A 26,887-nucleotide genomic window follows, 5' to 3' on the forward strand; every position below is an offset into this window, starting at 1 on the left:
TCGGACGGGGTACCGACCTCCCATGGCACTGATCAGACTGCTCGCCCGTCCGCTGCTGGCGTCCTACTTCATCGCCAACGGCGTCGACTCGCTCCGCAACGCGAACGCGCTGGCCGCGCAGGCCGCTCCGGTGACCGAGAAGCTGCAGCCGGTCGCCCAGCGCGCCGTACCGAACGTCACCGTCCCCAAGGACCCGACCCTGTGGGTGCGCGCCAACGGCGCGGTCCAGATCGTCGCCGGCGCTGCCCTGGCCACCGGACACTTCCCGCGGCTGGCGTCGGGCGTGCTCGCGGCGAGCCTGGTGCCGTCGACGGCGACCCGCTACCGGTTCTGGGAGGCGCAGGACAAGGCCGTTCGCTCCGACCAGCAGACCCACTTCCTCAAGAACGCCGCGCTCGCGGGCGGCCTGGCGATCGCCGCCGGCGACACCGCCGGCAAGCCGGGGCTGCTCTGGCGCGCCCGCCACACGGCGAAGGACGTACGCCGCGAGGCGGCGCACGCCGTCAAGGACGCCAAGCTCGAGGCCAAGGCGTTCAAGGCGGCGCACACCTGAGCCAGCGGCCGGGGCGTCAGGTCCGGACGATCTCGACGTCGAACTCGGTCAGGGTCGACGGCGGCCCGGGCTCGAAGCCGAGCGACGTGACGGCCGGCTCGGCGTACTCGTCCTTGAACCGGACGGCGTGCTCCCTGGTCTCCCAGACGTCGACGACCCGGACACCGACGTCGCTGCGCCCGGCCAGGTGGAGGACGTGGCCGGCGGGCGACGCGCCCCCGAGGGCGCGGTTGATGGCGTCGTCGATCTTGAGGTGGGTCTCCCAGTCGGCGGGCCACTCCATGATGCTGACGTAGGGCATGGCGATCTCCTTCTGTGTGGCGGCGGTCAGGCCGACCGCCGCTGTCGGGTGGTGCGTTCCAGCAGGTCCGCGAGGCCGGCGCAGGCGTCGGGAGGCAGCTCGCCCGGCGGCAGCACGTCGACCGCGGCAGAGGCGATGCGCAGCAGCCTGACGGCGATCCCGCGCGCCGTCGGGTGCAGGATCCCGGGGCCGGCGGCCAGCTCCCACAGCGCGGGCACGTCGCAGCTGTCGAGGCCGGCGAGGACCTCGTCGTCCACGCCCCGCACACCGAGCAGGAGCCACGCCAGAGCGACCGCGACGGGCAGGTCGGAGCCGGGCATCGAGTCGAGGCAGCGGAGCTCGAGGTAGCGGCCGCGCGGCCGGACGGCGGGGAACAGGGTCGACAGATGCGCGTCGACGTCGCGGAAGCGCTCGCTCAGCGTGGGCGCGGCGGCGGCGAACCGGGCGTACTCCCCCACCACGTCGCGGGTGCGTCCCAACCGTCCGTACGCCATGCGCGCCGGGTCGGTGGCGAGGCAGACAGCGGTCCGTCCGCCGTCGGTGGTCAGCCGGCGCCCCTCGCAGTACCGGGAGTTGGCGAACAGGGCCGCCAGCACCGGCGCGACGAGGTTGGCCGCCCGCCACTGCACGACACCCTCGGCGCCGGGTCGCAGGTCGACGCACACGTGCAGGCCTGCGGTCTGCCGCATGAACCGCCGGCCGGCGGATCCCCGTCGGGAGAGGTACCGGTCCAGGTCGCAGTAGCGCGACGAGGTCAGCTGGAGGCCGATCCGCTCGGGCCTGCGCCACGGGTCGAGCCCGGCGGCGGCCAGGTGGATGCCGGCACCGGCCAGGGCGGCGCGGGCGGCGCGCTCGCGCTCCCGGAGTACGGCGACCGCGGCCGCCGCGGTGGGCTGCGGGCCCGGGTTGAGCTCGACCTGTCCGCCGGGCTCGAACGCCACGTCCGGCACGTCGGCCAGGTGCGGTCGCATGTCCGCGATCGTCACGGCGGCGGTGGGGTCCTCGTGCCGATAGGCGAAGAGCTCCCGCTCGAGGCCGACCAGCGGCGCGGCGTACGAGCCCTCGAAGAGCGACTCGACCGCGTCCCCGAGCACCCGGGTGCGCGTGACCATCGCTAGATCACCAGGACCGCGGCGACCGCCAGCGCGACGCCGCTGAGGATGGTGCCGACGGCGCCCGCGAACCGGAGCACGCTCTCCTCCGCCATGTCCCCGGCGATGAGGACCCCGGCGGCGTGGAGGTATCGCGACAGCACGGCCACGCACGCCACCACCAGCATCCACAGCGCCGGGTCGCGGGACCCGACGACGAGGATGAGGACGGCGAGCATCGGGACGTACTCGGTCGCGTTGCCGTGCGCGCGGATCGCGACGAACAGCGCGTCGTCGGGCGCGGTCGGGAACTGGTCCCCCGTGTCGCCGCGCGTGCCGCGGATCCGCGACACGTTCCAGCCGAGCACGAACAGCAGGGCCGCGAGCAGGGCGATGCAGATGATGGCGGTGGTCATGACTGCCTCCGGTCGGTGCGTTCTTCGATGAGCTGGACGAGGTCGGCGCACAGGGTGCTGCCGAGGAGCCGGTCGCACTTGCGCAGCGCGCCGGAGCTGGTGACGTTGACGTCGACGAGCAGCCCGTCGATGACGTCGAGGCCGACGAGGAAGAGCCCGAGCTCGCGGAGCCCGGGCCGGAGCCGGTCGCAGATCTCGCGGTCGCGGTCGGAGAGCGGCACCATCCGGGCGGGCATCCCGATCCGGAAGTCGCCGTTCTCCACGGGGAACCTGAGCGCGGCGGCCACCGGCTCGCCGTCGTGCACGAAGACCCGCTTGTTGCCCTCCCGGACCCGCTCCAGCCACGGCTGGACCACGACCTGGCGGGACCCGCCGGCCGTCGAGAGCTCGACGATCGACGCGGTGTTGGGGTCGTCGTAGCCGAGACGCAGCACGCCGTGCCCGCTGAACCCGTCGATCGGCTTGACGACGCACTCCCGGTGCTCGCGCAGGAACTCTGCGATCAGGTCGGCCGACGACGTGACGAGCGTGGGCGGGCAGAGGTCGGCGTGCTCCAGCGCCCACAGCTTCTCGTTGGCAATGCGTACGCCGCGGGGATCGTTGATCATCAGGGTCCGCGCCGTGTCGACCCGGTCGAGGATGAACGCGGCGTCGAGGTAGGCGCCGTCGACCGGCGGCTCGGTGCGCAGCAGCACCGCGTCGGCGTCGTCGAGAGCGGTCCATCGGGTGTCGCCGCGGCGCACGTCGTAGGTCCGGGCCAGCGCCGCGCCGTCGACGATCGCGAGGTCGGACGGCTGGCACGCGCGGACGTGGTGCCCGCGGGCGATCGCCGCAGCGACCACGCCGAGCGTCGTGTCGATCTCGGGGTCGAACCGGTCGAGCGGGTCGCCCACGACCACGAGGTCGAGGGCCCGGCGGGGCTGCGTGGTCATCGCTGCCGGCCAACCAGAAGCGCGATGCCGAGGACCAGCTCCGCGGGGAACAGGCCGATCGGGGCGATCGGCTCCTCGAAGCCGGACGTCACCAGGGTGATCGCCATCGCGACGACGGCGAGGATCGCCACCGCTGCCGCGACGAGAGCGGCGACGGGTCGGTGGCCGCGGCGGCGGAGAGCGACCGCGGCCAGCACGAACGAGGCCGTCGAGAGCACGGAGCCGGCCGAGACGAGCGGGACGGTCAGGACGTCGAGGTCGCGGGTGAGCGGCGGCAGCGACTCCGGATCCGTCAGGAGGCCGACCTGGAGCAGGAGGTAGAACGCCCAGACGGCGGCGGCGACCCACGCGGTGGCGAGCGCCGCCCGGGAGCCGGTCACAGCTGCCACGCGGCGGGCGACGACGATCAGCGCCGCCGGGAGGACCAGGAGCATCACGTTGGCGAGGAAGCTCCACGGGTGGTCCTGCCCGATCTCGGCGAGGGTCTCGGCGGGCAACCGGTTGACGGCAGTGCCGGTGTCCTCGGAAGCGTCGGCGAGCGCCTGCTCGTAGCCGGCGGACGTGGTCGCGATGAGGACGACGTAGAGCACCCACGTCGCGGCCGCGCCGAGGACCGCGCGGCCGACGCTGGTGCGGTCCGCAGAACCGGTGCCTGCCCTCACCGCCGTCACGGAGGTCATCGCTGCCCCCTCGGCGAGGGCGCGACGTCGCCGACAGGGCGGTCGGTGCGCCGCGGGCGCGGCCGGGGCGCGCAGGTGACCTGGGCGAGCAGGCGGACCCGCCAGTCGGCGGCGATCATCTGGTAGAGGTTCATGCCCCGGAGGCGTTCCGCGGGCACGGAACGATGTTCCGCCCGCGTGTGGCGTGCCTCAGGGCCGGCCGCGGACCTCCCAGGCGAGCGCCGCGGCGGGGTCGGGGCGGTAGCTGCACTCCCGGCCGGTGCGGACGGAGACCTCCAGGTGCGCACCGAGCTCGGGGGCCTGGGCGGCGACCGCGGCGATCGCCCGGCGGATGCTGCGCGTGACGTTGACCCGCGCCCGCTCGTCGGTCGCGCCGTGCGGGCGGTCGCGGCCGCCCATGCCGACCGCCCGACCGAGCTCGTCGAGCAGCGCGTCGAGCTCGAGCCGCGCGTGCGTCGCCCGGTCGGGGTCGTTCATCGTCTCGGCGTCGTCGATCTCCTCGCGCAGGTCGGCGATCCGCGCCCGGTACTCGCGCTTGGCGCGGTCGTCGAGCATCGGCCCGAGGTCGTGCTGGACGACGGGTGCGCCACCGCCCGCCGCCAGGTCGACCGCGGCCAGCTCACGACCCGCTGCGCGGAGCACCTCGACGAGCTGCAACAGGCCGCGGGACTCCTCGACGGTCGCCGCTCCGAACGGCGTGGTGAAGACCCAGCCGTCCATGCTCCGCACGACGCTCGCGGAGCCGGGCGCGGCCGTCCGCTCCGGGGGTCGCTGTGCCCGGCCTGCGAGCGCCCGGCACCGGTCGGCCAGCACCACGGAGCCGACCCGGTCGGCCAGCTCGATCCCCAGGTCGTGGTACGACGCCGCGGCCTCCGCGTCGCCGGTCGCGTCGGCGAGCAACCCGACAGCGGTCGCTGTCGGCACGATCACGCCGCTGCTCCCCGACGTGAGGCGGGCCGCGTGCGGCTCGAGCAGCGGCCGGATCTCCCGCGCGATCCCCTCCTCGCCGAGCGCGGCGGCCACCAGGCCGCAGGACGTGAGGCCGTAGAGCGACTCAAGCCCGACCGCGAGCACGTCGAGCGACGCCGCAGCCTTCGCGAGGTGGCGGCGGGCGAGCTCCTCCTCACCGATCACCCACGCCGTGAGCGCGAGGCTGGCCTGGATGAAGGGCGCCGGGATCGACGCGGCAGCGTCGACGAGCACGTCGTACTGCTCACGCAGGACCGGGTCGTCCACGCCGTGCTGGAGCGCGGCCGCCGTGCGGAACCCGACGGCGATGCCGTTGAGCTCGTCCTGGTGCAGCCACTGGCGGGCGGAGAGGAACTCGGTGTCCAGGACGCGGAGCGCGCCCTCCCGATCGCCCCGGAGGGACGTCAGGACCGCTCGCCGCAGGCCCGCCGCGATCCGCCACTTCGGCGAGGGCGAGAGCTGGGAGTAGAGCTCGAGCCGACCGAGCGACTCCTCGGCGCCGGGCCGGTCGGCGCGGCCCAGACGCTCGCCGAACTGCCACTCGTAGCCGAGGAGAGCAACGTCGGGTCGGCCCAGCCGCTCCCCGAGCGCGACGATCTCGTCGGCCGCGTCGCCGCGCGCCACCCACTCCTCCGGGCTGGTCGGCGCCAGGTGCAGGTCGGCGAGCGCTTGCACGAGCAGCTGGGGATCACCGAGCCGGCGCGCCATCGCGACCGCTTCGCGCCCGGCCGAGCGCCCGCGCTCCCGCGCCGCCGGTCCGGCGATGCTCGTCGCCGCGACGCGGCCCAGGAGCCGTACCCGCAGGGGGCTGTCGTCCGGCGGCAGGGCTGCGTCCGCCCGGGTGAGGCGCGCGAAGGTCTCGCTCTCCGGCACCAGCGGGTTGACGAAGAAGGAGCGTCCGGTCTCGGCGCGGGCTCGCAGCGTCGGGTCGAGCGCGCCGCCCAGCGCGACCGCGGCGGCGAACGCCTCCCTGGCCCGGTCGACCTCGCGGAAGTCGAGGAGCAGCTCGCCGAGCTCGACGAGCAGGCCTCCTCGCAGGTGCGGCGCCGCGCCGTACGGCTCCAGCTCGGCGACCGCGACCGCCGCGAGCGCACTGGCCTCCGAGGGCCGCCCGGCGGCCCTGGTCTCGACAACCGCAGCGAGCGCGGACCTCGCCGCGGTCTCGACGTCGCCCGCGGGCAGGGCGAGCAGCCGCTGGTGGGCCGCCTGGCCGCGGGCCCAGACCGTCGCGTCGGCCTCGAGGGCGTCGGCCAACGCGAGCCGGAGTCGGCGCTGCTCGTCGACCGACAGCGTCGCCGCGGCCGCCTCGGTGAGGAGTGCATGGCGGAAACGCACGCCCCCGCCGCGCTCGTCGACCACCAGGTCCTCACCGCGCGCGACGTCGACCGCCGCGACGACGGCCTCCACCGTGCGGTCGAGCGCGCGGGCCAGCGTGACCAGGGAGGTGCCCACCGGCGCGAGGGCGACGGCGGCGAGCGCTCGGCAGCTCGCCTCCCCCAGCCGCTCGAACCGCCGCCCCAGCACGCCGGTCGCGAGCGCGGGGACGCCACTCTCGGCCGCGAGCACCGCGGCCTCACGGACGAACAGCGGGACCCCGCCGGTCCGCTCCCACAGCGCGGCGCCGTCGACGCTGCCGCCCGGCGCCGCGAGCTCGGCGAGGCGGGTCGTCTCCTCCACCGACAGCCCGCCGAGCCGCACGACGGGGTCGGCCGCGGCCATGAGCCGCGCCATCGGGGGCTGCGTCGCCTCGTCGGACCGGGCCGTGCCGAGCACCGGCGCCGCCACCCCGCCGAGGTGCCGCGCCAACCGCTCGAGCACCCAGAGCGAGGAGGCGTCGGCCCAGTGCAGGTCCTCGACGATGACGAGCACCGGCGCTCGGTCGGCGATCCCGGCGGCGACCGCCTCGAGCCGGTCCCACCGCTGGTCACCATCCGAGCCGTCGACCGACGCGTCCGTGCCCGCGACCCTCAGGCCGGCCAGCGCGGAGAACGGGCCGCCGTCCTCCTCCGCCTCGGTCCACAGCACGTCGTAGCCCTGCGCCCGCGCGTCGGCGGCGACCCGGCCGACCAGCCGCGACTTGCCGATCCCGGCCTCGCCGAGGACCAGCGCGAGCGGTGATCCGCCCTCGCGCGCCGCCCGCAGCACCTCCGCCAACCGGGCGACCTCGTCGCCGCGGCCGACGAAGCCGGGGTCCGGGCGGAGCGTGCCCATGCGCTCAGGGTGGCAGAATGCGGCAGGAGATGAGTACTGCTGCCGCCGACCCCTGGCCCGCCCCCGTCGCGACCGAGCCTGTCGACGCGGTGGTCTCGCTGCCGGGCAGCAAGTCCCTGACCAACCGGGCACTGGTGCTGGCGGCACTGGCCGACGGCCCCTCGGTCGTACGCCGCGCGCTGCGCTCGCGCGACACCGAGCTGATGGCGCGCGCGCTCACGTCGATGGGTGCTCACGTCGACACGTCCGGCGACGACTGGGCCGTGACGCCATTGTCGACGGCGGCCGCGGACCGGGTCGAGGTCGACTGCGGGCTCGCGGGCACCGTGATGCGGTTCGTGCCGCCGGTCGCCGGGCTGGTGGACGGTGACGTCGCGTTCGACGGCGACCCGCACATGCGCAACCGGCCGGTCGGAGAGGTGCTCGCGGCGCTGGTCGCGCTCGGCGTACGCATCGACGACGGCGGGCGCGGCTCGCTGCCGTTCACGGTCCACGGCACCGGCACGGTGCCGGGCGGCACGGTCGTGATCGACGCGTCGGCGTCGTCGCAGTTCGTCTCGGCGCTGCTGCTCGCGGGCGCGCGCTTCGAGCACGGGGTCGACGTGCGCCACGACGGCAAGCCGGTCCCGTCGCTCCCCCACGTCGAGATGACCATCGCGATGCTGCGCGACCGCGGCGTGGCCGTCGACGACAGCGACGCCAACCGCTGGGCGGTCGCTCCGGGCGCCATCGCGGCGCGCGACGAGGCCATCGAGCCCGACCTGTCGAACGCCGCGCCGTTCCTGGCGCTGGCCGCGGTCTCCGGTGGCTCCGTCACCGTGCGCGACTGGCCGACGTCGACCACCCAGCCGGGCGACGCGCTGCGCGACCTGCTCGCGCAGATGGGCTGCCGGGTCGAGCGTCTCGCCGAGGGCCTCCGGGTCACCGGACCGGCCGACGGTCATCGCGGCCTCGTCGGCCTCGACGCCGACCTCCACGACGTCGGCGAGCTCACCCCGGCCGTCGCCGCCCTGTGCGCCCTCGCCTCGACGCCGTCGCACCTGCGCGGGATCGCCCACATCCGCGGCCACGAGACCGACCGCCTGGCGGCGCTCGCGAAGGAGCTCGGCGGCATCGGCGCCGACGTCGTCGAGCACCCCGACGGGCTGTCGCTACGGCCCGCCGCCCTGACCGGCGGCGTGTTCCACACCTACGCCGACCACCGGATGGCCCACGCCGGCGTCATCGTCGGCGCCGCCGTGCCGGGGGTGCTCGTCGAGAACGTCGCGACGACCAGCAAGACGTTCCCCGACTTCGCCGCCTTCTGGAGCGGCCTCCTGTGAGCCGTCCGACGGGTAGGTACGGCGAGCACGACGTCGAGCACTACGAGCGCCCGCGGCGCCGTACCCGCCCCCGGACGAAGGACCGCCCCTCCCACGACGACGCCGTCGACGGCCTCGTCACCACCGTCGACCGGGGCCGGTTCACGCTGCTCGTCGACGACCGGGTGGTGACCGCGATGAAGGCGCGCCCGCTCGGCCGCAAGGGCGTGGTCGTCGGCGACCGGGTGCGGGTCGTCGGCGACGTCTCCGGCGACGAGGGCTCGCTCGCGCGGATCGTCGAGGTCCGCGAGCGCACCACGATGCTGCGCCGTACGGCGGACGACGACGACCCCGTCGAGCGGCCGATCGTCGCCAACGCCACCCAGCTCGCCGTGGTCACCGCACTCGCCGACCCCGAGCCGCGGCCGCGGCTCATCGACCGCGCGCTCGTGGCCGCGTTCGACGCGGGCCTCGCTCCCCTGCTGGTGCTGACGAAGTCCGACCTCGCCGACCCCGAGACGCTGCTGGTGACCTACCGGTCGCTCGGCGTGAAGTGGGTGGTCACGCAGCGCGGCGGCGACCTGGCGGAGGTCCGCGACGCGCTCGCGAGTCACACGACCGTGCTCGTCGGCCACAGCGGCGTGGGCAAGTCGACGCTCGTCAACGCGCTCGTGCCCGACGCGGGGCGCGAGACCGGCCATGTCAACGCGGTCACCGGCCGCGGGCGTCACACCTCGACGTCGGCGATCATGCTCGAGCTGCCCGACGGCGCGGGCTGGATCGTCGACACCCCCGGCATCCGGTCGTTCGGGCTCGCGCACGTCGAGCCGGAGAACCTCATCGAGGCGTTCCCCGACCTCGACGAGATGACCGAGACCTGCCCGCGCGGCTGCACCCACGCCGCCGACGAGCCCGAGTGCGGCCTCGACGAGGCGGTGGCCGAGGGCGAGGCCGACCCGGAGCGGGTGGCGTCGTTCCGGCGGCTGCTCGAGGCGCGGTCGGTCACGGACTACTGAAGCTCCAGGGCGGGCTACCGTCGGGGCGTGCCTGACCAGTTCGTGCCGTTCCTCGCCGTCGTCCTGCTGCTCACGCTCACGCCCGGACCCGACATGGCGCTGGTGCTGCGCAACGGCATCCGCGGCGGCGCATCGCTGGCGTGGTGGACCGGCCTCGGGTGCTGCACCGGGATCGCCGGGTACGCCGCCGCGTCCGCGATCGGTCTGGCCGCGGTGCTGGCGACGTCCGCCACGGCGTTCACGGTGATCAAGCTGGCCGGCGCGGCGTACCTGGTGTACCTCGGCGTCATGGCCCTGCTGCACGCGCGCCGACCGGCACCCGACGCGGCCGCGCCTGCAGCAGAGCCGGGTCCAGCACTGAGCCGGGAGAAGGCGTTCCGGCAGGGCCTCATGAGCAACCTCCTCAACCCGAAGATCGCGCTCATCTTCCTGACGCTCATCCCCCAGTTCGTGTCGTCGGGCGAGCAGCCGTTCGCGACGACGAGCGTCCTCGCCGGCACGTTCCTCGCGATCGCGATCCTGTGGTGGCGCGTGTTCTCGCTCGCCGTCGGCGCGCTCGGCCGGTTCCTGTCCCGCGAGCGGGTCCGGGTGCTGGTCGAGCGGTTCACGGGCGTCGTGCTGATCGCGCTCGGCGTGCGGGTGGCCGTCGACCACTGAGCCGGCGCCTCGACGCCGCGGCGTCATCAGGGCCGACGTAGCGTCGACGTGTGGGGAACGAAGGTCCGGTCCTGGTCGACCACCGCGAGCGGCAGAGCACGATCCCGGCGGCGCTGGTCGCCGCCGGGCTCGACGTACGACTGACCGACCTGCCGGTGGGCGACTACGTGCTCGGGCCCGGCCTGGCGGTCGAGCGCAAGGGGCCGAGCGACCTCGGGGCGTCGATCCGCGACGGACGGATCTTCGACCAGGCGGTGCGGCTGCAGTCCGCGTTCCCCCAGGCGGTGCTCGTCGTGGAGGGCGAGCCCCGGATGGCCCAGGACGCGTGGCGGGGCGCGGTGTGCCGCCTGATCGAGGACGGGTTCACCGTCGTGCACAGCCTCGACGCCGACGACAGCGCCGCGTGGATCGCCCGGCTCGCGAAGCGGGCCCGGCGCGCCGGGCCGACGGCCCCCGCCTACGGCCCCCGCCGCGCACCTCGGCACCCGTCGGCGCAGGCCGAGGCGATGCTGTCGGTCGTCCCGGGGATCAGCACGACCATGGCCCGCAGCCTGCTCTCCGCCTACGGCAGCCTCGCCGCGGTGGCGGCCGCGGCGCCCGAGGGAGTGCGGAGCCACCCCGGCATCGGCAAGGTTCGCGCGGCCCGACTCGCGGAGGCGCTGCACGCCAGGTACGTCGAGCCTGCCGACCGTGAGCCCGATCCCGGCCGGCCCGCCCGCGGCGCTCCCGCCGCCCGGCGCTGGCTCCTCCTCGGTCCCGACCCTGAGGACGAGGCCCGGTCCTTCGACCGGCGTTCCGTGGCGCTCCAGGCGCTCGAGTCGGCCGCGGCGGGCACGCAGCTGGTCGACGGCCTCACCGGTGAGGTGTTCGCGACGGCGAGCGACCCGGGCTGAGCCACCGGCAGTCGCGGGAACGCCAGGCTCAGCCGGCGTACCCCTCTCCCCACACGGCGTCCGCGCCGGCCTCGCCGGTGAGGTAGACCAGCACGAGCACGGCGATCGCGTCGGCGACGAGGACCAGGCCGAGCAGCACCTTGATCCACCGCGACTCCACCTTGTGCAGCGCGACGTTGAGCAGGGCGACCGCCGAGAACCCGACGGTCACCCACAGCAGGATCCAGCCGTAGTCCTCGTGGTCGTCGATCTTCTCGGTCGTGGGCAGCGCGGGATCGTTGAAGAAGGCGTTGGCCTCCCGGAAGCTGTCGCCCGACAAGTAGGCGAGCACCACCGCGCCGAGCGCGAGCAACGCACCGGCGAAGAGCGGCCACCGCAGCCTGTCGCGCCAGGGCGGCACGGCGTACGCGATCGCGAGGAGGGCCGCGAGCGGGGCGAGCACGACGGCGCTGTGCACCGCCAGCGGGTGGAGGGGGAGGCCGTTGATCTCCATGGTTGAAGAGTGCACCAAATCGCTCGGGGTTTCGAGGCCGGTCGCAGGCGGGCTCGCCCCTCGATCGCCGGCGGGCTCTAGGGTGAGCCCGTGGCCTCCGACTACACCGACGACCTGCGCCTGGCCCACCTGCTGGCCGATGACGCCGACTCGCTCACCCAGGCCCGCTTCAAGGCGCTCGACCTGCACGTGATGAGCAAGCCCGACCTGACCCCGGTCACGGACGCCGACAAGGCGGTCGAGGAGAGCATCCGGCGCACCCTCTCGCGGGCCCGGAGCCGCGACGCCGTGACCGGCGAGGAGGAGGGCACCACCGGCCACTCGCAGCGCCGCTGGATCGTCGACCCCATCGACGGCACCAAGAACTTCGTGCGCGGCGTGCCCGTCTGGGCGACGCTGATCGCACTGGCGGTCGAGGACGAGGTCGTGCTCAGCGTGGTGTCCGCGCCCCTGCTCGGGCGCCGCTGGTGGGCCTCGGTCGGCCAGGGCACGTGGACCGGCAAGTCGCTGCTGAAGTCCACCCGGTGCGAGGTCTCCGACGTCCGCCGGCTCGAGGACGCCTCGCTGTCCTACGCGTCGCTGTCGGGCTGGGAGGACCGCGGCCTCGGCGAGGACTTCCTCGCGCTGATGCGCCGTTGCTGGCGCACCCGTGCGTACGGCGACTTCTGGTCCTACATGCTGGTGGCCGAGGGTGCCGTTGACCTGGCCGCGGAGCCCGAGCTCGAGGTCTACGACATGGCCGCGCTCGACATCATCGTCCGCGAGGCGGGCGGCCGGTTCACCTCGCTCGACGGCGCCGACGGCCCGTGGGGCGGCAACGCGCTCGCCTCCAACGGCCACCTCCACGAGGCCGCGCTCTCGTTCATCGGCTCGCTCCCGGACGGTGGCGACGACCCCGACTGGCCGTCCAGCGGACCGGGCACGGTGTCCGACCTGCGCGCCCACCGCCGTCCCACCGACGACTGAGATCCTGGCACCCGCCGGTCCGCTCGGAGTAACCTGCCTCACATGCGGATCGCAGACGTGCTGCAGGCCAAGGCCATCAAAGACGTGGTCACCATCGCGCCCGACGCCGGGGTCAAGGAGCTGATCGCCACCCTCGCCGACCACAACATCGGTGCGCTGATCGTGAGCGCCGACGGCACCTCCCTCGACGGCATCGTGAGCGAGCGCGACGTGGTGCGGCACCTCCACCACGACGGCACCGTCATCAACAACACGGTCGGCGCGATCATGACCGACGTCGTGAAGACCTGCTCGCCCGACGACTCGCTCGACGAGGTGATGCACGTGATGACGCAGGGCCGGTTTCGGCACATCCCCGTGTGCGACGCCGACGACGCGCTCGTCGGCATCGTCAGCATCGGCGACCTGGTGAAGCACAAGATCGACCAGCTGCAGTTCGAGCGCGACCAGCTCGACTCCTACGTGCACCAGATGTGATCTGCACAGAACCTCCACAGGTCGCGCCCCGAATCCGCAGGAGACCGCTCCTACGCTGCTGACATGAGCAGCAGCCGCCGGGTCCTCGTCGTCGAGGACGAGCCGGTCATCAACAAGATGGTGGCCGACCGGCTGACCGCGGAGGGCTACGACGTCCGCACGGCGTACGACGGACCGGGCGCGGTCGCCGCGTTCGGCGAGCACTCCCCCGACCTGGTGGTGCTCGACGTGATGCTGCCCGGTTTCGACGGGCACGAGGTGTGCCGCAGGATCCAGGCCGAGCGCCCGGTGCCGGTGCTGATGCTGACCGCCCGCACCGAGGAGACCGACATCCTCGTCGGGCTCGGGGTCGGCGCCGACGACTACCTGACCAAGCCGTTCCGGATGCGCGAGCTGGTCGCCCGTGTCGCCGCCCTGCTCCGGCGGGTCGACCGTGCCGCCGAGCTCAACGGCAGGCGGCCGCTCGACGTCGCCGGCCTGCGCATCGACGCCGCGGCCCGGCGGGTCTGGGTCGACGACGACGAGGTGCGGCTGACCCCCACCGAGTTCGACCTGCTCGCGTGCCTGGCCGAGGCGCCGGGCACGGTCGTCACCCGCGAGCGGCTGCTCGCCGACGTCTGGGGCTGGCCGGGCGGTTCGGGCACCCGCACCGTCGACAGCCACGTGAAGGGCCTGCGCGCGAAGATCGGGGCCGACCGCGTCCGCACGGTCCACGGCGTCGGCTACGCCCTCGAGCCCGGGACCGGACCGTGACGACGAGGCCGCTCGCCGCCGTCCGCTCCCTGAAGGTCAAGCTCGGGCTGCTCGTCGCGGCGAGCACCACCGTCGCCGCGATCGTCGCGCTCGCCGGCCGGTCCGCGGGCGCGTCGGTGTGGCTGACGCTCCCGGTCACCCTCGCGCTGGCGCTCGCGGTCACGCAGCTGCTGGCGCTCGGGATGACCGCCCCGCTGCGCGAGATGACCGCAGCCGCCCGGCGGATGGCGCAGGGCGACTACGACGTGCGGATCACGCCGACGTCGCGGGACGAGGTCGGGGAGCTGACCCGGGCGTTCACGACGATGTCCCGCGACCTCGCGACCGTCGACGCGCAGCGGCGCGAGCTCGTCGCGACCGTCAGCCACGAGCTGCGCACGCCGCTCGCGGCCCAGCGTGCGGTGCTGGAGAACCTCGCCGACGGCATCGGCGGCGCCGACGGCCTCGACCTCGCCGTGCGGCAGGCGGAGCGGCTCTCGCAGCTCGTCGAGGACCTCCTCGACCTCGCCCGGGTCGACGCCGGCAAGGCCCCGCTCGCGACGTCCGACGTCGCGCTGGCGGGCTTCCTCGCCGACGTCGTCGCCGACGCCGAGGCGACCGGTCGCGACGTGCGCTACGACCTCGACGTCGAGCCGGGCCTCGTGGTGAGCGCCGACCCCGGCCGGCTCCACCAGCTGGTCGCCAACCTGCTCGACAACGCCTCTCGGCACAGCCCTGCCGGCGGCACTGTCACCGTGCGTGCCCTGCGTGAGCCCGGCGGCGCGAACCACTACGTGCTCGAGGTCGCCGACCAGGGCGAGGGCATAGCACCGGCCGACCGCGAGCGGGTCTTCGAGCGGTTCGGCACCGTCGGCGCGACCGACGGCGGCGGCACCGGGCTCGGCCTGGCCATCGCCCGGTGGGTGACCGACCTGCACGGCGGCTCGATCAGCTTCGTCGACCCGGCGCCCGGCGCGACCGGCGCGCGCGCCCGCGTCGTGCTGCCCCTCACGCCACCCGTCCGCCCCGCCCCGAAGGAGGCACCCGTGACCACGACCGTGCCCGAGGGACCGGCGACGGCGATCCGGCCGTCCCCGCCCGCTCCCCCGATCTCCGACGACCTGTTCGGCGGCTTCTGGCCCGACGGCACCCCGGGCCGGCTCTCGCTCCTCGCCGGCTCGCTCGGCGTCGGCCTGCTGGCGGCGATCGTGCTGCCCGAGCGCAACGTCGGCCTCGGCTGGACGCTGCTGGTCCTCGCCGCGGGCGCCGTCGTGCTCGGCGCGGCGCGCGACCGCCGTGATCCGTTCACGCTGGCGTGTGCCGGGCTGTGCGGGCTGCTCGCGCTGGTGCCGGTGGTCCGCGCGGCGGAGTGGCTCACCCCGCTGTCGCTGCTCGCCGGCGGGACCCTCATGGTCGCCGGCGTCACCCGCGGCCGCACCCTCCCCGGGTTCGTCGTGGCCGGGCTGTCCTGGCCGCTGGCCGGCCTCCGCGGGCTGCCCTGGCTCGGGCGCACGCTCGCCCTGCTCACGGGTCTCGGCCACGGTGCCGCGCTGCTGCGCACCGTGGTCCTGTCGGTGGTCGGCCTGCTGGTCTTCGGCCTCCTCTTCGCCTCGGCCGACGCGCTGTTCGCGGAGTGGGCGGGCGCGCTCGTGCCCGACGCTGACCTCGACTCCTTCGTGCTGCGCGCGTTCATCACGATCGCGGTCGGCGGCGTGGTGCTCGCGGCGGCGTACCTCGCCCTGAACCCGCCGCGCGTCGACCGCGCGCCGGGTGAGCCACGGCCGGTCGCGCACCGCTTCGAGTGGCTGGCGCCGGTGGTGGTCGTCGACCTGGTGTTCGCGGCGTTCCTCATCGCCCAGGCGGCGGTGATCTTCGGCGGCCACGACTACCTCGAGCGCACCACCGGGCTGACGTACGCCGACTACGTGCACCAGGGCTTCGGCCAGCTCACGATCGCGACGGCCCTCACCCTGCTGGTGGTGTGGTCGGCCGCTCGCAAGGCACCGCGGGCGACGTACGCCGACCGCGCCTGGTTGCGGGCGGCGCTCGGCGTGCTGTGCGCCCAGACCCTCGTCGTGGTGGCGTCCGCGCTCCACCGGATGCACGTCTACCAGGAGGCCTACGGCTTCACCGAGCTCCGGCTCCTGGTCGACGTCTTCGAGGGCTGGCTCGGCCTGCTCGTCCTGGCCGTCGCCGTCGCCGGCTGGCGGCTGCGGGCGACGTGGCTGCCACGCTTCGCGCTGATCTCCGGCGCCGTCGCGTTCCTCGGCGTCGTCGCGCTCAACCCGGAGGCGTGGGTGGCCGAGCGCAACCTCGACCGCTACGCGGAGACCGGCAAGATCGACACCGGCTACCTCAACGGGCTCTCCGACGACGCGGTCCCGGCGCTCGTCGACGCACCCGAGGAGATCCGCGACTGCCTGCTCGTGGGCCGCACCGAGGCCGACGAGGACTGGCTGGAATGGAACCTCGGCCGGGCCCTGGCCGCCGAGCACCTCGGCGTCGAGCCGTGGCCGGGCGAGGAGCTGGCCTGCCCGGCCCCGTCATAGGCTGCGGGCATGGCTGAGAAACCAGAGATCGACTTCGTCGACCCCACCCCGCCCACCGACCTCGTGGTCACCGACGTCACCGTCGGCGACGGCGCGGAGGCGACCGCCGGCAGCACTGTCTCGGTGCACTACGTCGGCGTCGCCCACTCGACGGGCGAGGAGTTCGACGCGTCCTACAACCGCGGCGCCCCGCTCAAGTTCCAGCTCGGCGTCGGCCAGGTCATCTCCGGCTGGGACCAGGGCGTGCAGGGCATGAAGGTCGGCGGCCGCCGCCAGCTCGTGATCCCGCCCCACCTGGGCTACGGCGACCGCGGCGCCGGCGGTGTCATCAAGGGCGGCGAGACCCTCATCTTCGTGGTGGACCTGCTCGGAGTCAGCTAGTCACCAGGGCAGGTCGTCGGGTACGTCGCCATGCGCGACCCGGGCGGCCTGCCCGGCCAGTTCCACCACGTCGCCCTCGCGGAGCTGGCGCCCCCGGCGGGTCTCGACCTCGCCGTTGACTCGGACCATCCCGGACTGGATGAGCGGCTTGGCCTCCGAGCCGGTCTCGATCAGGTTGGCGAGCTTGAGGAACTGACCCAGGCGGATCACGTCGTCGCTGATCGGGACGTCCACGGGCTCGGGCATGGCCCCAGCCTATTCAGTGGATCAGCACCGAGATCGCGTGGATGAGCACGCCGACGAGGCCGCCGACGATGGTGCCGTTGATCCGGATGAACTGGAGGTCGCGGCCGACGTGCAGCTCGATCCGGCGTGCGGCCTCCTTGCCGTCCCAGCGCTCGATCGTGTGCGTGATCACCGCGGTGACCTCGGCGCCGTAGCGGTCGACGGCGAAGACGGCCGCGTCCGCCGCGGCCTTGTCGAGCCGCGCCCGCAGCGCGGCGTCGGTCTGGAGCCGCGCGGTGGCGGCCTCGACCTCGACCATCAGCCGCCGGTGGACCGCCCCCTGCGGGTCGGAGAGCGACCCCTCGAGCGCGCGCCGCAGCGCGTTCCAGAGCGTGATCGCGGTGTTGATGACGGCGGGGTGGTCGAGGAGCCGCTCCTTGAGCCGCTCGGCCCGCTCCTGCGTCGGCCCGTTGGACAGCAGGTCGTCGGACAGCTTGTGCAGCATCGAGTCGAGCGCCTTGCGGGCGCGGTGGTGCGGGTCGACACGGATCTCGCCGACCCACCGCACCATCTCGATGTGCGCCTTGTTGATGACGTACTCGTTGACGCTCTGCGGCGCCCACCACGGCGCCCGCTCCCCCAGCACCTCGTGCACGGTCTCGGGGTTGGCGATCAGCCAGCCGTGCAGTTCCTCCAGCGTCAGGTCGACCAGGCCGTGGTGGAGGTCGTCGGCCAGCGCCTCGGCCAGCATCCCGCCCAGCAGCGGGGCGATCGGCTCCTCGCGGAAGCGGGGCACCAGCGCGTCGGTGACGAGGGAGGCGATGTGGTCCTCGCGCACCTTCCCGAGCGCGAGCGCGGCGATGTCGGCGACCTCGTCGACGACCCGCTGCGCGTTCGCGGGTACGGCGAGCCAGCCGGCGACCCGCGAGGAGATGCCGACCGCGTCGATGCGTTCGCGGATGATGTCCTCCTGGAGGAAGTTCTCGCCGACGAACTCCTCCAGGCCCCTGCCCAGGTCGTCCTTGCGCTTGGGGATCAGGGCCGTGTGCGGGATGGGCAGCCCCAGCGGGTGCTTGAACAGCGCCGTCACCGCGAACCAGTCCGCGATGGCGCCCACCATCGACGCCTCCGCGCCGGCGTTGACGAAGCCGAGCCACCCGTCGGTCCCGAGCGTCGCGACGTAGACCGCGGCGGCGAACAGCAGCAGCGACACCGCGACCGTGCGCATGCGCCGCAGGGCGCTGCGCCGTACGGCGTCGGCGGCGGTCTCCGTCGCCTGCATGAACCCGGTCATGTCCCCATCCTTGCCTAACGGCGGGCGCGTGCATGAGAGGATGCCCGCCATGTCCAGCGGCCGTACCGTCATCACGTTCGGGACGTTCGACGTCTTCCACGTCGGTCACCTGCGAGTGATCGAGCGTGCTGCCGAGCTCGGCGACCGGCTCGTCGTCGGCGTGTCCGCCGACGCCCTCAACGTCCGCAAGAAGGGCCGCGAGCCGGTGTTCAGCGAGGGCGAGCGGCTGGCCATCGTCGCCGCGCTCAAGCCCGTCGACGAGGTGTTCCTCGAGGAGAGCCTGGAGCTCAAGCGCGACTACATCGAGCGGTTCGCCGCCGACGTGCTCGTCATGGGAGATGACTGGAAAGGGCGTTTCGATGAGCTGTCGGACGCCTGCGAGGTGGTCTACTTGCCCCGCACCCCGGCGATCTCGACGACGGCGCTGATCGAGAAGATCTCGACCATCTCCTGACCAGCAGGTCCCCGGGCGGTCCCTTCCCCGACCCGCTTGGAGCTGTCATGCGCGCAATCGGCCGCGCCACCTCGGCCGCCGTCGCGCTGCTGGCGCTCCTCGTCGGTACGGCGGCCGCGCCCCCCGCGGGCGCCGAGCCACCGCGGCCGCGAGCCGACCACCGCGGCACGGGCGATCCCGCGGACGCCGTCAACGAGGCAGCGAGGATCCTGACGGCCGAGACCGAGGAGAGCGGCCCCGGTCACGGCGGCCACCACGCCGAGCTCACGCTCGCGATGCGCGACCTGTTCCTCGCGCGCCCCGAGCTCGGGTTCTTCGACTCCGTGCGCGCGGACCTGCTGCTCGCACGCCCCACGGACGGCGAGCGCGACACCGGCGGCGACGGCTACCAGGGCGAGTCCGACCGCCGGTGCGGCCGACGGATCTGCGTCCACTACGCCCGGCGCGGCGTCGACGCCCCCTCCGGCGACCGTTGGGTGGGCCGGACCCTGCGCACCCTGTCGGCCGTGTGGTCCTACGAGGTCGGCACCCTCGGCCTGCGCCCGCCGCCGTCCGACGGCCGCAAGGGCGGCGACGGCCGGTTCGACGTCTACCTCGCCGAGCTCGGCGCGCGCGGCCTGTTCGGCTACTGCACGCCCGAGCGGCGCGTGCCCGGCGAGCGGTTCGCCGCGTCGGGCTACTGCGTGCTCGACGACGACTTCTCGCGCGAGCAGTACGGCGCCGCACCGCGCGCGAGCCTGCGCGTGACCGCCGCGCACGAGTTCTTCCACGCGATCCAGTTCGGCTACGACTTCCGCGAGGACCCGTGGCTGCTCGAGTCGACCGCGACCTGGATCGAGGAGCGCTTCGCGGACCGCGCCGACGACAACCGCCGCTACCTGCGCTACGGCTCGGTCCGCCGGCCCGGCGCGTCGCTCGACCACTTCTCCAACAACAGCTACGCCCACTACGGCAACTGGGCGTTCTGGGAGTACCTCAGCACCCGGTTCGGCCCCGGCGTCGTGCCCCGGGTGTGGCGGCGCGCCGACGCCCGCGGCACCGCGCCCGACGACTACTCCGTCGAGGCGCTCGCGCGGGTGCTCCGCGACCACGGCGGGCTCCGCGACGTGCTGGCGTCGTACGCCGCCACGAACCTCGACCCGGCGACGCGCTACGCCGAGGGCGACCGCTGGCCGCACGCCGCCGTGGCGGCCCGGCTCAGGCTCGCGCCCGGCGACGACCGCACCCGCAGCCTCGAGATCGACCATCTCGCGGCGGCCCACGTCGTCGTACGGCCGACCCGGGACGCACCGCAACGGCGCGCCGTGCTGGAGATCTCCGTTGCGGGCCCGCCGCGGCGGACGGCTCCCGCTGCGCTGGTGACCGTACGGCGCCGCGACGGATCCGTCACCCGACACCCCATGACGCTCGGCCCGCGCGGCGACGGCCGCGTCCGGGTCCCGTTCGGCCGCGCGCGGGTGACGTCGGTGGTCGTCACCGCCGTCAACGCCTCGCGCCGCTACCGCTGCCAGCGGCACACGCTGTTCGCGTGCGCGGGCACGCCGGTCGACCAGGACCAGCGCTTCCGGATCAGCGCGCGCGTCAGTCGCTCGTAGCGAGAAAATGGACGGGTGGCGGAACCCCCCAGCCACCGCCACCCGTCCTCAGGCCGCATTTTCGACGGGACCCGAGTGATCGCCTGGCACGTGGCCTTGTCCCGATAACGATACTCCAGCGCGGAGGTTCCGGACCTTTCGGTGAACCTGTGTCGCGGAAGGAAAGAACCCGCGGATCAGGCGGGCTCAGCCCCAGCGCAGCGTGGCCGCCACGGGCTCCTCGAGCACGTCACGCGGGAGCACGGTGAGCCCGGCGTCGGTCATCGCGGCCGCGGCGACGAGCACCTGGTCGGCCGGCAACGGTCCGGCGCCCGCCGCGCTCTCGGGCAGCGTGAGGCCGGGGTGGTCGGCGGCGTCGATCGCCTTCTCGTGAGCGGTCGCGAGGTCGATCGCCAGCGTGTCCACGCCACCCTGGACGAACGCGTCGACCACCGGGTCGACGCCGAGCGCCGCACCCTCGCCGACGGCCTTTCCCCGGGCGAGCGTCTGGAGCAGGTCCTCGGTGTCGCGAGCCTCGTAGGCGTCGAGCACCCGCTGGACGTCGGCCCACAGGGCGTCCTCGTCGACGCCGGCGGCGCGCCCGCCGCTCTCGACGACCTCGACGTCGACCTGGGGCACCTCGCCGATGATCTCGACCAGGTCGGTCCGGGCCCGGACGTCACCGCAGACGATGACGACGCGCGGCTGATAGCTCGTCGCGAGCTCGCGCAGCTGACCGGCGACGAGCTCGGCGTTGGCCTGCCAGTTGTTCTCGGCGCGCTGCTGGTACTTCTTCTGCATCCAGTCGCCCTCGGGCAGCTTCCGGATGTCCATGGTCTCGCCGTCGACCGAGGTCGCCTCGGCGACCCCCCGGCCCCGCGCGACGTAGACCTCCAGGTCGGCGCCCGCGCGGTCGGCGCGGACCAGCACGAACGGGAACTCGCCGTCGACCATGCCGAGCCAGCCGGCGAGGTCGGGCAGCGGGCCGACGCTCACCCCCTCCGGCCACCAGGAGCTCCCGGCGCGCGCGTCGTCGAGCACCACGCCCTCCGGCGTGGCGACGATCGTGCGCCGCACCTCCCCGGGCAGGTGGGTCGGCTCGTGCAGGCGCTCGCCGATCTCGTCGATCACCGCCGGGGCGATGCCGTGCCGCTCGAGCTCGTGGCGGCTGGTCGTCCACCGCGCGTCGAGCTGCTGCCGGGCGTCCTCGGTCGCGCGACTCACGTCGAGGTGGACCGAGACGTAGGGACCGGGGCGATCGAGGACTGTCCTTACCTGGTCGAGCTGCATAACGGTGCCGTACCCGCGGGGGTTTGCCGCATACGGCAGGCTGGCCGCATGACGACGGCCCCCACCTACGAGCTCAACGACGGACGCCCGATCCCGGCCCTGGGGTTCGGCACCTACCCCCTCCGCGACGACGAGGCCGTTGTGGCCGTCGCGAGCGCGATCGACGCGGGCTACCGGCTGATCGACACCGCCGTGAACTACGGCAACGAGGAGGCGGTCGGCCGCGGGCTCCGGGAGTCGGGCGTCCCGCGCGACGAGCTGTTCGTCACCAGCAAGCTGCCGGGCCGCCACCACGCCTACGACGACGCGATCGCCTCGACCGAGGAGTCGCTCGAGCGGCTGGGGCTCGACTACCTCGACCTGCACCTCATCCACTGGCCCAACCCGAGCGTCGGCAAGTACGGCGAGGCGTGGCGCGCGCTGGTCGAGCTTCGCGAGCGCGGCCTGGTGCGCTCGGTGGGGGTCTCCAACTTCACCCGGGCGCACCTCGAGCGCATCATCGACGAGACCGGCGTGACGCCGGCGGTCAACCAGGTCGAGCTGCACCCCTACTTCCCGCAGCCGGAGATGCGCGCCGCCCACGAGGAGCTCGGGATCCGCACCGAGGCGTGGAGCCCGCTCGGCAAGCGGCAGGCGCCGTACGCCGAGCCGGTGGTGACCGCCGCGGCGGAGCGCCTCGGCGTCACGCCGGCGCAGGTGGTCCTGAGGTGGCACGTCGAGCTCGGGTCGATCGCGATCCCCAAGTCGGGCACGCCGTCACGGCAGCGCGAGAACCTCGACGTGTTCTCGTTCGAGCTGACCCAGGACGAGGTCGCCGCGATCGCCGCGCTCGGGCGGCCGGACGGGCGGCTGTTCGGGGGCGACCCCGACACCCACGAGGAGATGTAGGACGATCGCGCCGGTCAGTCGACGAGCGGGCGCAGGGTGACCGCGCCGGGACCGAACGACTCGACGGCGGAGTCGGCGCAGATCTCGCACTTGGTGCGCAGCGCGGTGGCGCCGGTGTCGGTCAGCGCGCCGGAGTAGGTGACCCGCCAGACCGCGGGCTCGGAGCAGGCGGTGCTCCCGGCCAGCTCGCGGTCCTCGATGCGGACGCCGTCGGCGTCCTCGACCAGGTAGGACTGGCAGGCGACGTTGACGCGCGCCGGCGCCGTCGTGGTCCTCGTCTCGAGGATCACGGCTGTGGGATCGCCGTGCCGTAGGTCCATGTCAGTCCACCTCGCCGCTCAGATACCCCGTCGGGGCGAGATCAATCCTTCGCTGATCACGTCGCGCCCGCATACCCCCGATCGGTCATTTACCCACCCTCCTTAGGGACTGCCCGGGGCGGACCGTCAGGCGCAGCCGTCGGGGTCGGCGGTGGCCTCGTCCGGGTCGACCTTCAGGCAGCTGGTGTCGACCGCCTCGAACGCGGAGGCGGGGATCGTCTTGAGGTCGTCGAGCAGCGCGCCGGGCCAGCTGCGGTTGCGCTCCCCCTGGAAGAACCAGGGGCTGCCGTTGTCGGCCAGGACCAGGCCGTAGGTCTGCAGGGCCTCGACCACCCTGCGCGCAGCCGCGCCCAGGTCGCTCGCGTCGTAGTCGGGGTCGAGCCGGAACCGGGCGCCCATGGGCGGCCAGGCGAGCGACTTCGTGCCGGCCTCGTGGCGAGCGGGCCAGAGGTAGTGCTCGGCCGTGACGTCGGTGGTGAACCGGATCGCGTGGTCGATGGTGTCGTTCTTGACCTCCGACCAGCGCAGCAGCCCGGGCAGGATCGGCAGGCCGGCCGCGTCGGCGGAGGTCCAGCCGTCGGGGCGCAGCGCGTTGGAGTCGAGGTCGAACACCGCGCCCGACCCGGCGTACCACCGGCCGTCCCTCTTCCGCGTCGCCCAGGTCTCGTAGAGCCGGCAGCGGCCGCGGTCGACGACGATGGCGTGGCGGTCGCCGCCGCCCTCGATCCGGGTGTCCCTGCCCAGCGGGTAGCGCACCCGGTCGCTCTCGTCGGCGTAGCGGAACCGGACCCGGACCTTGCGGTGGTCGCGGCCCACGACGGTGATCGGGATGCCGTAGCGGCGGCCGCCGAAGTCGGGGTGCAGGTCGACGTCGGTCGACATGTGCGAGAGCCAGTCGGCGCTGCGGTCGTGCACGGGGAGCGAGCTGACGTCGGCGTGCCACCAGTTGTCGTCGGGGAAGACGTCGCACCCCGCCAGCGGAGCGGACCGTACGGCCACCGCGTCCTCCGCGCCCTGACCGGGCGTCGTCGTCGCGGCGCACGCCACCGTAAGCCCGCAGCCGAGCAGGAGGCCGATCCCTCGTCGCACGCTGTCGACGATAAGCGGATCGGCTCAGGCGAACCAGCCGCTGGGCGTGAGCTCGGCGCCCATCCGCGGCACGTACTGGTCGAAGTAGATGCGCGCGATCAGCTCGCGCCGCGACCGCACCGCCGCCTTCTCGAAGACCGACTTCAGGTGGTCCTGGACCGTGTAGGCGGACAGGTGGAGCGACGCCGCGATCTCCTTGGTGTCGACGCCCTGGAGCACCAGCTGGGTCACGTCGCGCTCCCGCGGCGTGAGCCCGAACGCGGCGACGACCAGCGCGACGATCTCCGGCGGCCGGGCCTCCTCGATCGTCACCACGACCTCACCCTGGCGGTCGCCGAACGACGTCAGCGGGCCGGCGTGGATGACCAGCCACATGCCGCTCCGGGTCCGCACCCGGGAGCGCGGTGGGATCGTGGTCTCGCCGCGGGCGTAGCGGCGCGCGGCGCCGACCAGCGCCGAGACCGGGCTGAGCGCGTCGCAGTGGGTGTCGCCGAGGGACAGCTCGGCGAGCCGCTCCTCGGCGCCCAGGCTCATCTGGAGGATCTCGTCGTCGGCGCTCACGATGAGGACCGCCGGGCCGGAGGGTGAGGCGGGCGGCGCGGTCTCGGCGAGGCGCGACAGCATCCCGGTGCGCACGCCGCGGGCGAACGGGTTGGACAGGGACGCGAGGAACTCGACCTCGCCCTCGTCGAACGGCCGGTCGGCGGTGCCGCGGAAGAGCGCGATCGCGCCCCAGACCTGGCTACCGTCGCGGAACGCCATCCGCGCCTCGTCGCCGAAGCCGAAGCGCGGCTTCATGAACGTGCCCATCCGCCCGGACCGCTCGACCTCGCCGCTGGTGACGAGGTGGACGCCGGCCGCGGGAACGTCGGCCTGGGCGATCTCGCTGAACGCGGTGGGCTCCACGGTGCCGTACTCGATCAGCCCGAACTCGTGGTCGTGGCTGTCGGTGCCGGCCAGCGCGCCGTACTTGCGGGCGCTGGTGAGCAGGTGGGTGCTGGGGTCGTGGGTCGCGACGCACGCGCTCACCCACGGCACGGCGCGCGCCACCGACGCCACCGCCTCCTCCAGGAATTCGTCGAGATCGAGGCCCGCCCGAGCGACCACGTCGACGTCCTGCAGCACGCGCGCTGCGGTCAGTCCTCGGGTCATGCTGCCAGTGTCAGCCACCCCCTCGGTCTGCGCCATCCCAGATATCTGGGTGGTCTAGATGACCCAGACCCCCAGGGTCTGAAAGAACCCACGGATCCGGGATGGTCGGCGGACCCTGCGAGGCATGACGGTTGACGGCATGTACCCCCTGCTGCACTCCCCCGCGACCTACGGCCGCCCGCGGCTGCTCGTCGTGGCTGACGACGACGACCTGTCCGCGTTCGGCCCGGTGATCGCCGACGCGGGCCGGCACGGGCTGCGGACCTTCGTCCTGTGCCTCACCCGCGGACTGCCGCTGCCCGGCTCGGGCGCCACCCACGCGGTGCTGCCCTCCGCGCGCGAGCGCGAGCTCCGCGCGGCCGGCGCTCCGCTCGGCGCCTACCGGCTGGACGTCGTCGGCTACTGCGCCGCGCGCCACCTCACCGACGTCGTCACCGCTCACGTCGACCGGGTGCGGCCCGACGCCGCCGTCACGCGGACCGACGTCGTCCTCTCGGCGATCCGCGCCGCCGCCCACCGGCCCGCGGCGTCGTACCTCCTGACCCGGGCGGGCCTGACCGAACCCGACGGCCGACCCGTCGACGCCCCCTGGACGACCCGACCCACCCGCTACCCGAAGGAAGCCTCATGACCACTCCCCTCACCCGGCCCCTCGACGCGCTCCGCGACGCGTGTCCGGTCGTCCTCCCCGGCGACGAGACGTACGACGCCGCGCGCCTGCCGTGGAACGTGGCCGCCGACCTGCGGCCGGCCGCCGTCGCGCTGCCCACCAGCACCGAGGAGGTCGTCGCCGTCGTCCGGGCCGCCGCCGAGGCGGGCCTCCGGGTCGCGCCGCAGAGCACCGGCCACGGCGCGGCCGCGCTGGCCGAGCGCGACCTCTCCGACGTCCTGCTCGTCAAGCTCTCCGGCCTCACCGGCGTGACCGTCGACGCCGCGGCGCGCACCGCGCGGGTGCTCGGCGGCACCCTGTGGCAGGACGTGGTGGCCGCGGCCGCGCCGCACGGACTGACGGCGCTGCACGGGTCGGCCCCCGACGTCGCCGTCGCCGGCTACGTGCTGGGCGGCGGCCTGTCGTTCTACGGCCGGCAGCACGGCGTCGCGGCGAGCTCGGTGCGCGCGGTCGAGGTCGTGACCTCCAGCGGCCTGGTGCGGGCCTCCGCCGCGGAGAACCCGGACCTGTTCTGGGCCGTGCGCGGTGGCGGCGGCAACCTCGGCGTCGTCGTCGCGATCGAGCTCGACCTCCTGCCGGTCGCCGACGTCTACGCCGGCATGCTGCTGTGGGACCGCAGCCACGCGCCCGCGGTCACCCGGGCGTGGGTGGAGTGGTCGCGGAGCGCTCCCGAGTCGGCCTCCACGTCGCTGCGGGTGATGAGCTTCCCGCCGCTTCCGGAGCTGCCGCCGTTCCTGTCCGGCCGCGACCTGGTGATCATCGACGGGGCGGTCCTCGAGGACGACGCGACGGCGGAGGAAGTGCTCGCGCCGCTGCGCGCGCTCGCGCCGGAGATGGACACGTTCGCGCGGATCCCCGCAGCCGGCCTGCTCGCGGTGCACATGGACCCGCCCGCGCCGACGCCCGCCGTGGGCGACCACAGCGTGCTCGGTCCGCTCGACGACGACGCTGTCGACGCGTTCCTGGCCAGCGTCGGACCCGGCCTGATGTTCGCCGAGCTGCGCCACCTCGGCGGTGCCTTCGCCCGGCCCCCCGCGACCGGAGGCGCGTTGGCGAGCATCCCCGGCGACTACGCCCTGCTCTGCGTGGCCGTCGCTCCGACCCCGCAGGCCGCGGTCGCCGGCAAGGCCGCCGCGTTCGGCGTCGTGCGGGCGATGTCGCGGTGGTCGCGCACCAACCTGGTGCCGACCTTCACCGAGACCCGCAGCGACGCGAGCCGCTTCTACGACGGCGACGACTGGGCGCGGCTGGCCCGGATGCAGGACCCGCTGTTCGTGGCGAACCACGGGCTCTGACCCGGTCGCCGGTGGGAC

29 protein-coding genes are annotated in these 26,887 nt (G+C 74.2%); 15 read left to right on the top strand and 14 right to left on the bottom strand.

Annotated elements, in window-relative coordinates; all coding sequences use genetic code 11:
* Positions 1–22 precede the first annotated feature (22 nt).
* The gene (locus HNR19_RS14265) at positions 23–553 is read left to right on the top strand and encodes a DoxX family protein (RefSeq protein WP_179668539.1); all 531 of its coding nucleotides are present in this window, start codon (positions 23–25) and stop codon (positions 551–553) included.
* A gap of 16 nt (positions 554–569) precedes the next feature.
* Here HNR19_RS14265 and HNR19_RS14270 read toward each other — a convergent pair whose 3' ends face one another.
* From HNR19_RS14270 to HNR19_RS14300, 7 genes are read right to left on the bottom strand one after another with little or no spacing between them, the layout of a single operon-like run.
* A complete protein-coding gene (locus HNR19_RS14270; protein ID WP_179668540.1) occupies positions 570–854 on the bottom strand; it encodes a hypothetical protein in 285 nt (94 codons plus the stop codon).
* A 26-nt stretch (positions 855–880) separates the two neighbouring features.
* A complete protein-coding gene (locus tag HNR19_RS14275) occupies positions 881–1,966 on the bottom strand; it encodes a glutamate-cysteine ligase family protein (protein WP_179668541.1) in 1,086 nt (361 codons plus the stop codon).
* 2 nt (positions 1,967–1,968) lie between these two features.
* Positions 1,969–2,361, bottom strand: coding sequence for an MAPEG family protein (locus HNR19_RS14280; protein ID WP_179668542.1), 393 nt, complete (start codon positions 2,359–2,361; stop codon positions 1,969–1,971).
* Complete coding sequence (locus tag HNR19_RS14285) at positions 2,358–3,293, bottom strand: ATP-grasp domain-containing protein (protein WP_179668543.1); 936 nt, start codon at positions 3,291–3,293, stop codon at positions 2,358–2,360. The genes HNR19_RS14280 and HNR19_RS14285 overlap by 4 nt, the downstream gene beginning before the upstream one ends.
* A complete protein-coding gene (locus tag HNR19_RS14290) occupies positions 3,290–3,973 on the bottom strand; it encodes a hypothetical protein (RefSeq protein WP_179668544.1) in 684 nt (227 codons plus the stop codon). The genes HNR19_RS14285 and HNR19_RS14290 overlap by 4 nt, the downstream gene beginning before the upstream one ends.
* Positions 3,970–4,131, bottom strand: a complete 162-nt coding sequence (locus HNR19_RS14295; RefSeq protein WP_179668545.1) for a hypothetical protein — start codon at positions 4,129–4,131, stop codon at positions 3,970–3,972. Before HNR19_RS14295 ends, HNR19_RS14290 begins: the two co-directional genes overlap by 4 nt.
* A gap of 31 nt (positions 4,132–4,162) precedes the next feature.
* Positions 4,163–7,153 carry an AAA family ATPase gene (locus tag HNR19_RS14300; protein WP_179668546.1) on the bottom strand — a complete coding sequence of 997 codons (2,991 nt, stop codon included), beginning with the start codon at positions 7,151–7,153 and terminating at the stop codon, positions 4,163–4,165.
* A 29-nt stretch (positions 7,154–7,182) separates the two neighbouring features.
* Here HNR19_RS14300 and aroA point away from each other — a divergent pair, with 29 nt between their 5' ends.
* From aroA to HNR19_RS14320, 4 genes are read left to right on the top strand one after another with little or no spacing between them, the layout of a single operon-like run.
* Positions 7,183–8,475, top strand: a complete 1,293-nt coding sequence (aroA, locus tag HNR19_RS14305; protein ID WP_179668547.1) for a 3-phosphoshikimate 1-carboxyvinyltransferase — start codon at positions 7,183–7,185, stop codon at positions 8,473–8,475.
* Positions 8,472–9,470: a ribosome small subunit-dependent GTPase A gene (gene rsgA / locus HNR19_RS14310; protein WP_179668548.1), complete on the top strand. Its 999-nt coding sequence runs from the start codon at positions 8,472–8,474 to the stop codon at positions 9,468–9,470. The genes aroA and rsgA overlap by 4 nt, the downstream gene beginning before the upstream one ends.
* 27 nt (positions 9,471–9,497) lie before the next feature.
* Positions 9,498–10,127 carry a LysE family transporter gene (locus tag HNR19_RS14315; RefSeq protein ID WP_179668549.1) on the top strand — a complete coding sequence of 210 codons (630 nt, stop codon included), beginning with the start codon at positions 9,498–9,500 and terminating at the stop codon, positions 10,125–10,127.
* 50 nt (positions 10,128–10,177) lie between these two features.
* A complete protein-coding gene (locus HNR19_RS14320) occupies positions 10,178–11,020 on the top strand; it encodes an ERCC4 domain-containing protein (protein ID WP_179668550.1) in 843 nt (280 codons plus the stop codon).
* A 28-nt stretch (positions 11,021–11,048) separates the two neighbouring features.
* On the opposite strand, the gene HNR19_RS14325 is transcribed toward HNR19_RS14320, so the two are convergent.
* Positions 11,049–11,513: a DUF2231 domain-containing protein gene (locus tag HNR19_RS14325; protein WP_179668551.1), complete on the bottom strand. Its 465-nt coding sequence runs from the start codon at positions 11,511–11,513 to the stop codon at positions 11,049–11,051.
* Positions 11,514–11,603: 90 nt separating this feature from the next.
* On the opposite strand from HNR19_RS14325, the gene HNR19_RS14330 reads away from it, so the two are divergent.
* The 5 genes from HNR19_RS14330 to HNR19_RS14350 all read left to right on the top strand — a co-directional run bounded on the left by HNR19_RS14330 (position 11,604) and on the right by HNR19_RS14350 (position 16,618).
* Positions 11,604–12,479 carry an inositol monophosphatase family protein gene (locus tag HNR19_RS14330; RefSeq protein ID WP_179668552.1) on the top strand — a complete coding sequence of 292 codons (876 nt, stop codon included), beginning with the start codon at positions 11,604–11,606 and terminating at the stop codon, positions 12,477–12,479.
* Positions 12,480–12,521: 42 nt separating this feature from the next.
* Positions 12,522–12,956 (top strand): CBS domain-containing protein, encoded by a 435-nt coding sequence (locus tag HNR19_RS14335; RefSeq protein ID WP_179668553.1) that lies wholly within the window; start codon positions 12,522–12,524, stop codon positions 12,954–12,956.
* A 63-nt stretch (positions 12,957–13,019) separates the two neighbouring features.
* Positions 13,020–13,709, top strand: coding sequence for a response regulator transcription factor (locus HNR19_RS14340; protein WP_179668554.1), 690 nt, complete (start codon positions 13,020–13,022; stop codon positions 13,707–13,709).
* Positions 13,706–16,237, top strand: coding sequence for a DUF4153 domain-containing protein (locus HNR19_RS14345; RefSeq protein WP_179668555.1), 2,532 nt, complete (start codon positions 13,706–13,708; stop codon positions 16,235–16,237). The genes HNR19_RS14340 and HNR19_RS14345 overlap by 4 nt, the downstream gene beginning before the upstream one ends.
* 9 nt (positions 16,238–16,246) lie before the next feature.
* Positions 16,247–16,618: an FKBP-type peptidyl-prolyl cis-trans isomerase gene (locus HNR19_RS14350; protein WP_179668556.1), complete on the top strand. Its 372-nt coding sequence runs from the start codon at positions 16,247–16,249 to the stop codon at positions 16,616–16,618.
* Here HNR19_RS14350 and HNR19_RS14355 read toward each other — a convergent pair whose 3' ends face one another.
* Both HNR19_RS14355 and HNR19_RS14360 read right to left on the bottom strand, forming a co-directional pair.
* The gene (locus tag HNR19_RS14355) at positions 16,619–16,864 is read right to left on the bottom strand and encodes an RNA-binding S4 domain-containing protein (protein WP_179668557.1); all 246 of its coding nucleotides are present in this window, start codon (positions 16,862–16,864) and stop codon (positions 16,619–16,621) included.
* A gap of 13 nt (positions 16,865–16,877) precedes the next feature.
* Positions 16,878–18,137 carry a DUF445 domain-containing protein gene (locus HNR19_RS14360; RefSeq protein ID WP_246303517.1) on the bottom strand — a complete coding sequence of 420 codons (1,260 nt, stop codon included), beginning with the start codon at positions 18,135–18,137 and terminating at the stop codon, positions 16,878–16,880.
* A 49-nt stretch (positions 18,138–18,186) separates the two neighbouring features.
* Between HNR19_RS14360 and HNR19_RS14365 the strand changes: the two genes are divergently transcribed.
* Positions 18,187–18,591 (top strand): FAD synthase family protein, encoded by a 405-nt coding sequence (locus HNR19_RS14365; protein WP_179668558.1) that lies wholly within the window; start codon positions 18,187–18,189, stop codon positions 18,589–18,591.
* Positions 18,592–18,638: 47 nt separating this feature from the next.
* Positions 18,639–20,186: an MXAN_6640 family putative metalloprotease gene (locus HNR19_RS14370; protein WP_179668559.1), complete on the top strand. Its 1,548-nt coding sequence runs from the start codon at positions 18,639–18,641 to the stop codon at positions 20,184–20,186.
* A 186-nt stretch (positions 20,187–20,372) separates the two neighbouring features.
* Here the strand turns inward: HNR19_RS14370 and HNR19_RS14375 are convergent, their stop codons facing one another.
* Complete coding sequence (locus HNR19_RS14375; RefSeq protein WP_179668560.1) at positions 20,373–21,455, bottom strand: baeRF2 domain-containing protein; 1,083 nt, start codon at positions 21,453–21,455, stop codon at positions 20,373–20,375.
* Between the two features lie 48 nt (positions 21,456–21,503).
* Between HNR19_RS14375 and HNR19_RS14380 the strand changes: the two genes are divergently transcribed.
* Complete coding sequence (locus HNR19_RS14380; RefSeq protein WP_179668561.1) at positions 21,504–22,343, top strand: aldo/keto reductase; 840 nt, start codon at positions 21,504–21,506, stop codon at positions 22,341–22,343.
* Between the two features lie 14 nt (positions 22,344–22,357).
* Here HNR19_RS14380 and HNR19_RS14385 read toward each other — a convergent pair whose 3' ends face one another.
* From HNR19_RS14385 to HNR19_RS14395, 3 genes are all read right to left on the bottom strand, one after another.
* Positions 22,358–22,663 (bottom strand): hypothetical protein, encoded by a 306-nt coding sequence (locus HNR19_RS14385; protein WP_179668562.1) that lies wholly within the window; start codon positions 22,661–22,663, stop codon positions 22,358–22,360.
* 126 nt (positions 22,664–22,789) lie between these two features.
* Positions 22,790–23,752 carry a hypothetical protein gene (locus tag HNR19_RS14390; protein ID WP_179668563.1) on the bottom strand — a complete coding sequence of 321 codons (963 nt, stop codon included), beginning with the start codon at positions 23,750–23,752 and terminating at the stop codon, positions 22,790–22,792.
* Between the two features lie 24 nt (positions 23,753–23,776).
* Complete coding sequence (locus HNR19_RS14395) at positions 23,777–24,904, bottom strand: helix-turn-helix transcriptional regulator (RefSeq protein WP_179668564.1); 1,128 nt, start codon at positions 24,902–24,904, stop codon at positions 23,777–23,779.
* A gap of 124 nt (positions 24,905–25,028) precedes the next feature.
* Between HNR19_RS14395 and HNR19_RS14400 the strand changes: the two genes are divergently transcribed.
* Positions 25,029–25,535: a PIG-L family deacetylase gene (locus HNR19_RS14400; protein ID WP_179668565.1), complete on the top strand. Its 507-nt coding sequence runs from the start codon at positions 25,029–25,031 to the stop codon at positions 25,533–25,535.
* Positions 25,532–26,869, top strand: coding sequence for an FAD-binding oxidoreductase (locus HNR19_RS14405; RefSeq protein ID WP_179668566.1), 1,338 nt, complete (start codon positions 25,532–25,534; stop codon positions 26,867–26,869). The genes HNR19_RS14400 and HNR19_RS14405 overlap by 4 nt, the downstream gene beginning before the upstream one ends.
* Positions 26,870–26,887: the final 18 nt, after the last annotated feature.

This window comes from Nocardioides thalensis (assembly GCF_013410655.1).
In the GTDB taxonomy this organism is placed as follows: Bacteria; Actinomycetota; Actinomycetes; order Propionibacteriales; family Nocardioidaceae; genus Nocardioides; species Nocardioides thalensis.

Excerpts from the sequence above, each read along its gene's own strand:
- HNR19_RS14265 (WP_179668539.1), top strand. The coding sequence starts at position 23 with ATGGCACTGATCAGACTGCTCGCCCGTCCGCTGCTGGCGTCCTACTTC.
- HNR19_RS14270 (WP_179668540.1), bottom strand. The coding sequence starts at position 854 with ATGCCCTACGTCAGCATCATGGAGTGGCCCGCCGACTGGGAGACCCAC.
- HNR19_RS14275 (WP_179668541.1), bottom strand. The coding sequence starts at position 1,966 with ATGGTCACGCGCACCCGGGTGCTCGGGGACGCGGTCGAGTCGCTCTTC.
- HNR19_RS14280 (WP_179668542.1), bottom strand. The coding sequence starts at position 2,361 with ATGACCACCGCCATCATCTGCATCGCCCTGCTCGCGGCCCTGCTGTTC.
- HNR19_RS14285 (WP_179668543.1), bottom strand. The coding sequence starts at position 3,293 with ATGACCACGCAGCCCCGCCGGGCCCTCGACCTCGTGGTCGTGGGCGAC.
- HNR19_RS14290 (WP_179668544.1), bottom strand. The coding sequence starts at position 3,973 with ATGACCTCCGTGACGGCGGTGAGGGCAGGCACCGGTTCTGCGGACCGC.
- HNR19_RS14300 (WP_179668546.1), bottom strand. The coding sequence starts at position 7,153 with ATGGGCACGCTCCGCCCGGACCCCGGCTTCGTCGGCCGCGGCGACGAG.
- aroA (WP_179668547.1), top strand. The coding sequence starts at position 7,183 with ATGAGTACTGCTGCCGCCGACCCCTGGCCCGCCCCCGTCGCGACCGAG.
- HNR19_RS14325 (WP_179668551.1), bottom strand. The coding sequence starts at position 11,513 with ATGGAGATCAACGGCCTCCCCCTCCACCCGCTGGCGGTGCACAGCGCC.
- HNR19_RS14335 (WP_179668553.1), top strand. The coding sequence starts at position 12,522 with ATGCGGATCGCAGACGTGCTGCAGGCCAAGGCCATCAAAGACGTGGTC.
- HNR19_RS14340 (WP_179668554.1), top strand. The coding sequence starts at position 13,020 with ATGAGCAGCAGCCGCCGGGTCCTCGTCGTCGAGGACGAGCCGGTCATC.
- HNR19_RS14350 (WP_179668556.1), top strand. The coding sequence starts at position 16,247 with ATGGCTGAGAAACCAGAGATCGACTTCGTCGACCCCACCCCGCCCACC.
- HNR19_RS14355 (WP_179668557.1), bottom strand. The coding sequence starts at position 16,864 with ATGCCCGAGCCCGTGGACGTCCCGATCAGCGACGACGTGATCCGCCTG.
- HNR19_RS14360 (WP_246303517.1), bottom strand. The coding sequence starts at position 18,137 with ATGACCGGGTTCATGCAGGCGACGGAGACCGCCGCCGACGCCGTACGG.
- HNR19_RS14365 (WP_179668558.1), top strand. The coding sequence starts at position 18,187 with ATGTCCAGCGGCCGTACCGTCATCACGTTCGGGACGTTCGACGTCTTC.
- HNR19_RS14370 (WP_179668559.1), top strand. The coding sequence starts at position 18,639 with ATGCGCGCAATCGGCCGCGCCACCTCGGCCGCCGTCGCGCTGCTGGCG.
- HNR19_RS14375 (WP_179668560.1), bottom strand. The coding sequence starts at position 21,455 with ATGCAGCTCGACCAGGTAAGGACAGTCCTCGATCGCCCCGGTCCCTAC.
- HNR19_RS14380 (WP_179668561.1), top strand. The coding sequence starts at position 21,504 with ATGACGACGGCCCCCACCTACGAGCTCAACGACGGACGCCCGATCCCG.
- HNR19_RS14385 (WP_179668562.1), bottom strand. The coding sequence starts at position 22,663 with ATGGACCTACGGCACGGCGATCCCACAGCCGTGATCCTCGAGACGAGG.
- HNR19_RS14395 (WP_179668564.1), bottom strand. The coding sequence starts at position 24,904 with ATGACCCGAGGACTGACCGCAGCGCGCGTGCTGCAGGACGTCGACGTG.
- HNR19_RS14400 (WP_179668565.1), top strand. The coding sequence starts at position 25,029 with ATGACGGTTGACGGCATGTACCCCCTGCTGCACTCCCCCGCGACCTAC.
- HNR19_RS14405 (WP_179668566.1), top strand. The coding sequence starts at position 25,532 with ATGACCACTCCCCTCACCCGGCCCCTCGACGCGCTCCGCGACGCGTGT.